8 protein-coding genes and 1 pseudogene are annotated in these 9961 nt (G+C 68.2%); 3 read left to right on the forward strand and 6 right to left on the reverse strand.

Annotated features, from left to right (window positions below; genetic code table 11):
* The first annotated feature begins 3 nt into the window (after positions 1–3).
* Positions 4–560 (forward strand): annotated as a pseudogene (gene alkB / locus AC27IO_RS15890) (DNA oxidative demethylase AlkB).
* Positions 561–577: 17 nt separating this feature from the next.
* Here alkB and AC27IO_RS15895 read toward each other — a convergent pair.
* Positions 578–1315, reverse strand: coding sequence for a hypothetical protein (locus AC27IO_RS15895; RefSeq protein WP_317352840.1), 738 nt, complete (start codon positions 1313–1315; stop codon positions 578–580).
* A gap of 665 nt (positions 1316–1980) precedes the next feature.
* Positions 1981–2901, reverse strand: coding sequence for a transglutaminase-like domain-containing protein (locus AC27IO_RS15900; RefSeq protein WP_284429834.1), 921 nt, complete (start codon positions 2899–2901; stop codon positions 1981–1983).
* A gap of 270 nt (positions 2902–3171) precedes the next feature.
* Here AC27IO_RS15900 and AC27IO_RS15905 point away from each other — a divergent pair, with 270 nt between their 5' ends.
* On the forward strand, positions 3172–5292 hold the full coding sequence (locus tag AC27IO_RS15905; RefSeq protein WP_487087588.1) for a catalase: 2121 nt from the start codon (positions 3172–3174) through the stop codon (positions 5290–5292).
* A gap of 95 nt (positions 5293–5387) precedes the next feature.
* Complete coding sequence (locus AC27IO_RS15910; protein WP_372588161.1) at positions 5388–5780, forward strand: response regulator; 393 nt, start codon at positions 5388–5390, stop codon at positions 5778–5780.
* A gap of 140 nt (positions 5781–5920) precedes the next feature.
* Here AC27IO_RS15910 and AC27IO_RS15915 read toward each other — a convergent pair whose 3' ends face one another.
* From AC27IO_RS15915 to AC27IO_RS15930, 4 genes are all read right to left on the reverse strand, one after another.
* A complete protein-coding gene (locus tag AC27IO_RS15915) occupies positions 5921–7045 on the reverse strand; it encodes a hybrid sensor histidine kinase/response regulator (RefSeq protein WP_284429832.1) in 1125 nt (374 codons plus the stop codon).
* A gap of 26 nt (positions 7046–7071) precedes the next feature.
* A complete protein-coding gene (locus AC27IO_RS15920) occupies positions 7072–7659 on the reverse strand; it encodes a chemotaxis protein CheB (protein ID WP_498739624.1) in 588 nt (195 codons plus the stop codon).
* On the reverse strand, positions 7656–8510 hold the full coding sequence (locus AC27IO_RS15925; RefSeq protein WP_284429831.1) for a CheR family methyltransferase: 855 nt from the start codon (positions 8508–8510) through the stop codon (positions 7656–7658). The genes AC27IO_RS15920 and AC27IO_RS15925 overlap by 4 nt, the downstream gene beginning before the upstream one ends.
* Positions 8507–9961: response regulator (locus tag AC27IO_RS15930; protein WP_498739626.1), on the reverse strand; the 1455-nt coding region annotated here is incomplete at its 5' end. The genes AC27IO_RS15930 and AC27IO_RS15925, both read right to left, overlap by 4 nt.

Here is a 9961-nt window from a genome sequence, read left to right on the forward strand (position 1 = left end):
CCCGTGGCCGTGGCGTTGCATGCGCAGGTGGCCGCCATCGCGCGGCAGGCGCCGTGGCGCCACATGGCGACGCCGGGCGGGCGCCGCATGTCGGTGGCCACCACGAACTGCGGCGCCCTGGGCTGGGTGAGCGATGCCCGCGGCTACCGCTACGTCGCCGTGGACCGGGACAGCGGCAGGCCGTGGCCCGCCCTGCCTGCCGTGCTGTCCACGCTGGCGGGCGAGGCGGCGGCAGCGGCCGGCTTTGCGGATTTCGCCCCGGATGCCTGCCTGGTCAATCGGTATGCCCCGGGCACGCGCCTGTCGCTGCACCAGGACCGCGACGAGCGCGACCTGCGGGCGCCATCGTCTCGGTCTCGCTCGGGCTCCCGGCCACGTTCCTCTGGGGTGGCCTGGCGCGCAGCGACCGCGCCCTGCGCGTGCCGCTGCGCCATGCCGATGTGGTGGTGTGGGGCGGGGAGGACCGACTGCGCTTTCACGGCGTGCTGCCCGTGGCGCAGGGCCAACACGCGGAGTGGGGAGCGGTCCGCGTGAACCTGACCTTCCGCCGGGCGGGGTGATCGGCGGTCGCGTGGCGCTACCGCCGCTCCCGTGCCCGCGCCAGCCACTGGCCCACGGCTTCCCGCACGCCGTCGGACAGCGATTCGGCCACGCCACGGGCGTACCCCTCGCCCAGCACGCCCTGCCCCGCATGGTGGAGGGCCACCACCGCGTTGGCCAGGACCACGCGGTCCAGCCCTGCGCTTCGTGGGCGGGGAGGTTCCCCATGCGCCGTGGTGGTGACCGGGGTCGCGGTGGTGTCCGGCACCTCCGGGGGCGAAATCGGCGCAGGCGCCGGGGCGCGGTGCTTCAGGTGCCAGTGGGCCATCACCGCGCCGATCCCCACGAACAACTGAAGTCCTGCCACGTCGCGGTCGGGCAGCCGCTGGAGCAGGCCCTGGACCGCCTCGCCCAGCAGCTCGCCCGCCAGCCGTGCGGCATCCAGGTCCACCAGCGCTTGCGCGATGCGGGCCACGGCCTGCGGATCGTCGCGCTCCTGCAATTGCCGCGACAGCGCGGCGGTGCCGGTGGCCAACAGCCCGGCCGCCAGCGCCACACGCTGCGCCAATGCAGCGGCAGAGGCTGGGTCTTGCAGCGTGTGCACGGCCAGCAAGGTCCATTCGGAGTGCGTTCGCATCTGCTCGCCCAGCCACAGGACGGGAGACGCCAGGTGCCGGGCACCGAACCGCAGCACGGCGGGATGGGGCTGCAGCAGGTGCATGCCGCGCGAGGCCAGCGCGCCCCAGGCGGGACCAGGGGGCGAAGCTTGGGGCAAGGCACGGGGCGGCAAGCTGGCCGCGCTCGCGGCGGCGGGGTCACCGGGAGGGATGGGCGAGCGCGGCAGGATCGCGGTGGGCTCCTGCCGTTGCGCCGAAGCACGGGGAGAGGCCGGTGCACGAGGATGCGGACCAGCCCGAGGGCTGCCGGACGCAGCCCCCTCGTGCAAACCGCCGTCCAGCGCCACGCGGCGGGAAGGGAGCGATGAAGGAAGGGCAGCGGATGGCATGAAAGGCGCTCGGCGTTGCAGGGTGGCGAAAGAAAGGTTTCGCACGCGCGGGCCCGAAGCCGGTATTCCAGCCCGTGTTCGCCCTGTACCTGCCGCCAGGCCCTATGCAGCAGGGCCTGGCCACCTCTCCGTGAGGCTGCATTCCAACCCTGTCACGAACGGAAAGGAGGGATTCACCCGAAGTGCCATGCAACTGCGCGAAGCGGGGCCGGCCTGCCCGCGCCGGACATCGGAGATGCCATGACCGCCTTGGCGCACCAGTGCCGGGGCCTTGATTGCTACTAAATATATAGCAATCGAGCCAATGATTACTAGGGTATCGAGCAGTTTTCACGGTCACCAGGCATACCGGCTGCTTCCGCCGGCCAGCGATGCCCCCGGGCAGGGCCGCAAACAGCCCGGGCCGGAGCCACTGCGTTTCCGGCCCGTAGGCCTCAGCCGGCCATCACCGAGTGGCCACCGGACATCAAGGGTGACGCGCCCGAACTCTGCGGCGCATCGGTGGACAATGCCAAGGACGAATGCTGCGGCAACTGCAAGCCCCGCGACGGGTCCTGGACGGCCCATGCGCGGATCTTCGGCGGTTGTGACTGCACGCTGCCGAAGATGGTGGCGAATGCCACGTCCGCGGCATCCCGGCCGGTGGCCAGGCGCAGCATGCCCATGGGAATGGCCGTGCCCGACGGATCGAACAGGTACCAGCGGTCGCCGAGATAGGCCTCGACGTAGGCGTGGAAGTCCGGCGGCCCCAGCGCCGGGTCGGCGCCGTAGTCGGTGCCGGTGGCGATGCGCGCGGGAATGTTCACTGCCCGGCACAGCGCGATCATCAGGTGGGCGAAGTCGCGGCAGACGCCAACGCGCTCGACGAACGTGTCGACCGCCGAGGTGGTCGAGTTGGAGGTGTTGGAGCGGAAGGTCACGTGGTTGCGCACCCAGTCGCAGATCGCCTGAACACGGCTGTAGCCCTGCCACAGGTGACCGAACTCGCGCATCGCCAGCGTGGCCAGCCGGTCCGACTGGCAGTAGCGGCTGGGAAAGATGTAGCCCACGACATCGTCGGGCAGATGGCGAACGCCGACCTCGGGAATGAGCGCCGGATCGGCGGTGTGGTGGTGCAGGTCCACCGTCGCGGTATAGGCCAGCGTGAGCGGCCCGGGTTCGGCATGCAGCCGCAGGCAGCGGGTGCCCGTGGCGGGATCGGTGTGCAAGTGGGTCGGAATGTCCTGGCTGATGACCAGGTTCTCGTCCTGAACGATCTGGCAACGCGTCTGCGCTGCGTGGATGTTGAAGACGAAGTCAGCGCCGGGATCGCCTACCGCGTACTCCAACTCCAACTGGAGTTTCATTCGGATCATGGGGCCTGCCGTGGTGGTAGATGGGAAAGAGCCTGCGTCTGGTGGGTCGGTCATTCGATCGATGCCGCATCAGCCGCTACTGGAGTATGTGCCTCATCGCGGGCGCGCCTTGTCAGTGGACAGCGCATCGAAGTGCCAGCCCGCGCGGCGGGTCGCCCGGTGATCCGCCCTGCGGGCAGTCCGGCCGACGCGGGCTTGTCCTACACCAGTGTCCCCCTGCACGGCAAAAGATCGGCGGTCCCACGGCAATCTCAACCAAAAGGCCCCTCCATGGCAAAAGCACCCGCAGTTCCACGTCCCGTGAAAAAGGCCTCCGCCCCCTCGTCCCAGGCCCACGAAGGCGAAGAACTGCGCGGCACCGGGGGCGAATTGCAGCAGCAGGCTAGAGGCGCCCACCCGGTGCTCACCACCCAGCAGGGCATTCCGGTCGGGGACAACCAGAATTCGCTGCGGTCCACGCCCCGCGGCCCCACGCTGCTGGAGGACTTCATCCTCCGCGAAAAGATCACGCATTTCGACCACGAGCGCATTCCCGAACGCATCGTGCATGCCCGTGGCACCGCCGCGCACGGCTTCTTCGAGCTGACCGAATCGCTGTCTCAGTACACCACCGCCCGCATCCTCACCGAGGTGGGCAAGCAGACGCCACTGTTTTGCCGCTTCTCCACTGTGGCCGGCGGCGCCGGCTCGGTGGACACCCCGCGCGACGTGCGCGGCTTCGCCGTCAAGTTCTACACCGAAGAAGGCAACTGGGATCTGGTGGGCAACAACATCCCGGTGTTCTTCATCCAGGATGCGATGAAGTTTCCCGACCTGGTGCATGCCGTGAAGATGGAGCCCGACCGCGGCTTTCCGCAGGCGGCCAGCGCGCACGACACGTTCTGGGATTTCATCTCGCTGATGCCCGAGGCCATGCACATGATCATGTGGGCCATGAGCGACCGCACCATTCCGCGCAGCCTGCGCACCATGGAAGGCTTCGGCGTGCATTCCTTCCGACTGCTCGACGCAGAAGGCCAGAGCACGTTCGTGAAGTTCCACTGGCGTCCCAAGCTGGGCATCCAGTCCACGGTGTGGGACGAGGCTTTGAAGCTGCAGGCGGCGGACAACGATTTCCATCGCCGCGACCTGTTCGAGTCCATCCAGGCCGGCAGCTTCCCCGAGTGGGAACTGGGCGTGCAGCTGTTCACCGAAGAAGAGGCCGAGGCGTTCCCCTTCGACCATCTGGACCCGACCAAGCTCATCCCCGAAGAGCTGGTGCCGCTCAAGATGATCGGCCGCATGGTGCTCAACCGCTGGCCCGACAACTTCTTCGCCGAGACCGAGCAGGTGGCGTTCTGCCCCGCCAACGTGCCGCCGGGCATCGACTTCTCCAACGACCCGCTGCTGCAGGGCCGCCTGTTCTCATACCTGGACACGCAGCTGTCGCGCCTGGGAAGCCCGAATTTCGTGCAGATCCCGATCAACGCGCCCAAGTGCCCCTTCCACAACATGCAGCGCGACGGCCACATGCAGATGCAGGTGCCCAAGGGCCGCGTGGCCTATGAGCCGAGCAGCCTGCTCGGAGACAGCCCGCGCGCCTCGCTGGCACAGGGCACACGGCATTTCGCCGAAGTGGCCGATGGCGGCGCCAAGGGCCGCGTGCGGCCCGAGAGCTTTGCCGACCACTACAGCCAGGCGCGCATGTTCTTTCGCAGCCAGAGCCCGCTGGAACAGGCCCACATGGCATCGGCCCTGGTGTTCGAGTTGTCCAAGGTCGAAACGCCGGCTGTGCGGACGGCCGTGGTGGCGCAATTGCGCAATGTGGACGACAGCCTGGCCGGCCGCGTGGCGGACGGACTGGGCATGCCGGAACTCCCCGAGCCGTTCCCTGCAGCCGCCGCCGTGCAAGACCTGCCGCTGTCACCCGCGCTGCGCATCATCGACCGCATGAAGCCCACGCTGGAGGGTCGCTGCGTGGGCATCCTGGTGGCGGACGGCTCGGCCGCCGCACCCATCGCCGCGCTGCGCAAGGCGGCGGAAAAGGCCGGTGCCACAGTCAAGATCGTGGCCCCGAAGGTGGGCGGCGCCGTGCTGGCGGACGGCTCGCGGCTGCCGGCGGATGGCCAGTTGGCCGGCACGCCCTCCACGGTGTTCGACGCCGTGGCCTCGGTCCTGTCGCCCGAAGCGGGCGAGCAACTGTCGCGCGAAGCCGCTGCCGTGGACTGGTTCCGCGACGCCTTCGGCCACCTCAAGGCCATCGCCGCGTGCAAGGGCTCGCAGCCGATCCTGAAGGCCGCCGGCATCCAGCCGGACGCCGGCGTAGTGGACCCCGCTGAGACAGCAGCTTTCATTCAAGCGGCCAGCACGCGACAATGGGCGCGCGAACCCTCCGTGCGCACGCTGGCATGATGCAAGCGCTGGCCCACCCCTCCACCCCGTTTTCCACTGACGCGCGACCGCCAGCCGGAGACCTTCACAGACCGCTCGACCGGACCGACCACAGCATGACCCCTCCCTTGCGCATCCTTTACGTAGAGGACAACGCGGAGCTCCGCGAAACCATCGGCATGCTGCTGGAGGGGGACGACCGTGAGGTGTCGCTGTGCGCGACCGCCGAGGAGGCGCTGAAGCTGGATGCGCAGGGCCCCTACGACCTGGTCGTTACCGACGTCAGCCTGCCCGGCATGTCGGGCACCGACCTGTGCCGCCAACTGGTGGCGGAGAATCCGCAGCGCTGGATTGTGCTGTGCTCGGGCTACCAGTTCGGCCACGGACTGAATGCCCTGGGCCCCAATGTGCGTGCGCTGCTCAAGCCATTCGAGCTGGAAGAGCTGGAAGAACTCATGGACTCGATTCGCGATCAATTGCGCGGATCCAGCTCCAATCACCCTGCCTGACCGCAGAGCACCGCCACAGTGAACGGGGGCTTCGTGCTCCCTTTTTTTCGTTCTTCTGGCAGCGCAGCCGCCGCGGCCACGCCAATAGATCCCAACGCTCGCTGAAGCAGGCCCAGGCCGTGTGCGGCCCGTGGGGCAGATCAGCGTGCTGCCGGACGGGCCACGGCCGGCTGGCGGGGCAACTGCACATGGAAGGCCGTGTGGCCCTCGCGCGAGCAGACGTCGATGCGGCCGCCATGGCGCTGCACGATCTGGTGCACGATGTAGAGGCCCAGCCCCAGCCCCTGGTGTTGCCCCGGCTCGCGCTCCCGCCCCCGGAACGGATCGAACAGGTGGGGCACCAGTGCCGGGGGAATCGTGCCGGCATTGCGCACGGTGAACTCCACCCGGTCGGGCGCCGTGCCGTCCAGCATCACCTGCACCGGCTCGGCCGCATCGCCGTGGTGAATGGCATTGCCCAGGAGGTTGGCCGCCACCTGGCACAGGCGCTCGGCATCCCACTGGCCCGTCAGGTTGCCCTTTTGCGTGATCTCGATGGTCCGGTCGGGGTGGCTGACGTGCAGCTCGTGCACCGGGCGCTGCACCAGCTCGCCCAGGTCGGCGGGCCCGGTCTTCACGGGCAGCCCGCCGGACTGGCGCGCCCGCGTCACATCCAGCAGGTCCTCGATCATTCGGCCCATGCGCTGTGCGCTCGACTGCATCTTGCCGGCGATGGCCTGCACCTTGTCGGGCTCCTGCGGCCGCTGAAGCACCAGCGCGCTCGCCAGGAGGGCGCTCAAAGGCCCCCGCAGGTCATGGCTCAGCACGGCCATGAACATCTCGTTCACCCGCAGGGCTTCGGTGCGTTCCTGCAGTTCGCGCGCGAGGGCCACCTTCTGCTTTTGCAGGTCGAAGAACACGTTGGCCTTGTTCACCAGAACGTGCGGATCGATGGGCTTGTAGAGAAAGTCGACCGCACCGGTCTCGTAGCCCTTGAACTGCCAGTTCTGGTCGCGTGAGCCCGCCGTCATGAAGATGAGCGGCACATGCCGGGTGCGCTCGCTGCCGCGGATCAGCTCGGCCAGCTCGAAGCCGTTCATCTCGGGCATCTGCACGTCCAGCAGCGCCAAGGCCACGTCGTTGTGCACGAGGAGCAGCTCCAGCGCCTCGGAGCCCGAAGCGGCCTTGAGAACCTGCACGTCATCGCGCTGCAGCAAGGCCTCCAGGGCGATCAGGTTTTCCTCCACGTCGTCGACGATCAGGCACTTCACCGGGGCAGTGCGCATGGGGGACGGCGGGATGGGGGCGGGTATCAAGAAGCTCTCCGATGGAACAGGGTCTCGAGCAGCGAAGCGATGCGCTGCGGGGAAAGGACATGGCCGGGGGTGCAGGTGCCCATCGCGGCTTCGGGCATGAAAGGCATGGGGGCGCTGTCCGGGTCCTGCACGACCGTGGTGCCCCCCGCGGCCTGCACGGCTGCCAACCCTTGCGCTCCGTCGCTGTTGGCGCCCGACAGCAGGATGCCAAGCAAGCGCTCACCATACGCGTCCGCCGCGGATTCGAACAGCACATCGATGGACGGGCGCGAAAAATGCACCGGATCGTCCACGGACAGGGCCAGCGAAGGCCCGGCATCGATCAGCAGATGGTAGTCCGGCGGTGCGAAGTAAACGGTCCCGGGCTCCACCGGCTCCTTGTCCTGGGCTTCGCGCAAAGGCACGGCACAGCTCGGCTGGAAGATTTCGCACAGCAGGCTGGGCCGCTCGCGCGGCAGGTGCAGCACCACGAAGACCGCGGCCCGCAGGCCGGATGGCAGCGCCGGCAGCAGGACCGAGAGCGCTTCGATGCTCCCCGCGGAGCCGCCGATCACCACCGCCTGCGGGCGGATGCGGTCGCTCATGCCCCGCCTTTCTTCTGGTACAGGCGGTCCTGCGGCACGAGCTCTTCGAACTCGCCCGCATGCGACGAAAAGCGCAGCGACTCCTTCGACCCCAGCCCAAGAAAGCCCTTGCGGCACAGCGCATCGCGGAACAGGCCCAGTGCGCGGTCCTGCAGCTCGCGGTCGAAATAGATCAGCACGTTGCGGCAGGACACCAGCTGCACTTCGGCGAACACGCTGTCGGTGGCGAGGCTGTGGTCCGAGAACACGATGTGCTTGCGCAGGCTCTTGTCGAGCACCACGCGCCCGTAGGCGGCGGTGTAGTGCTCCGACAGCGAGGTTCGCCCGCCCGAGCGGGCATGGTTTTCCGTGAAGGCCGGCACGCGCTCGATGGCGTAGATGCCCGCCTCGGCCTTCTGCAGGGCGTTGGCGTTGATGTCGGTGGCGTAGATCAGGGTGCGCTCCAGCAGTCCCTCCTCCCGCAGCAGGATGGCCAGCGAATACACCTCCTCGCCCGTGCTGCAGCCCGCCACCCAGATCTTGAGCGATGGATAGGTGCGCAGCACCGGCACCACGGTTTCGCGCAACGCCCGAAAGTACGTCGGGTCGCGGAACATCTCGCTCACCTGCACCGTGAGGTATTCCAGCATGGCGGGAAACACTTCCGGGTCGTGCAGCACCAGATGCTGCAACTGGGACACCGACCGGCAATGGAAACGCGTGAGCGCGGTCTGCAGGCGGCGCTTGAGCGAGGCCTGCGCATACCCGCGAAAGTCGTAGTGGTAGCGCTGGTAGATGGCCTCGACCAGCAGGTGCTGCTCGATGTCGAACGTCTTCTTTCGCTGCTGCTGCGCCGCCGGGTCTTCGCTCATTTGGGCATCCACACGCGCACGAGCGACAGCAGTTTCTCGACATCCAGCGGCTTGGCGATGTAGTCGTTGGCACCGGCGGCCAGGCACTTTTCCTGGTCGTCCTTCATGGCCTTGGCGGTGAGCGCGATGATGGGCAGGCGACGCCATTCGGGGCGTTTGCGGATCTCGCTCATGGCGGTGAAACCGTCCATCTCCGGCATCATGATGTCCATCAGAACGAGATCGACCGTGGCCGCATCGCCGGACTGCGCACGCTGCAGGGCTTCCAGCGCTTCGCGGCCGTTGCGCGCGATCTGCACCTTGGCACCGGTGGGCTCGAGCACGCTGGACAGCGCGAAGATGTTGCGCACGTCATCTTCGACCACCAGGATGTTGCGCCCCTCGAAGGTGGACTCCCGGTCCCGGGCCATCTGCAGCATCTGCTGGCGGTCCGCGGGCAGTTTGGACTCCACCTGGTGAAGGAACAGCGTGACCTCGTCCAGCAGCCGCTCGGGCGAGCGCGCGTCCTTGATGATGATGGACTTGGAGTAGCGCCGCAGGCGCTGCTCTTCGTCGCGCGACAGCGAGCGGCCGGTGTAGACGATGACGGGCGGGAACGCCACCTCTTCCTGGCCGGCCATCTTCTCCAGCAGCTCGTAACCGCTCAGATCGGGCAGGTTCAGGTCCATCACCATGCAGTCGAACGTGCTCGTGCGCAACAGTTCGAGCGCGCGCTGCGCCGTCTCGGCACCGACGATCTCCACATCGCCATTGGCCAGCAGGTGGTGCATGCTTTCGCGCTGGCGCTCGTCGTCCTCCACCACCAGCACGCGGCGCATGGCCTGGGTGAACTTGGCCTCCATGCGCTCCAGGGCCTGCACGAGTTCTTCGCGCTTGACGGGCTTGAGAGCGTAGCCGATGGCCCCCCGGCCCATGGCCTCCTGGGCGTAGTCGGCCACGGAGACGACATGCACCGGAATGTGCCGCGTCACCGGGTTGCGCTTGAGCTGGTCGAGTACCGCCAGGCCGGAAATGTCCGGCAGGTTCATGTCCAGCACGACCGCGCTGGGCATGTATTCAAGCGCTGCGGCCAGGCCTTCGCCACCGGTGTGGGTGATCACGGACTGAAAACCCATCTCCCGCGACAGGTCCAGCAGGATGCACGCGAAACGCACGTCGTCCTCGACCACCAAGATGGTCCGGCGGCCCGGCGCCAGTTGGTCCCGGTCGTCCGCTACGGCATTCGCCGGGCGCCGCACCGGGGCGGGCGGCGGCAGCACGGCGGGCAAGCCGTCCGCCTGCGGCACGGACGGGCGGCTGGCCGGCGCGGGAACCGCGGAGGCCGGAGACGCCTGCGCGGTGGGCCGCGCCGCGTCCTGCGGTGCATTCAGCGGCGCCACGAGGGGCAGCACCAGGGTGAACACGCTGCCTTGTCCAGGCGTGCTTCGCACGGCGATGCTGCCGCCGAGCAA

This window comes from Acidovorax sp. KNOB132 (assembly GCF_057541515.1).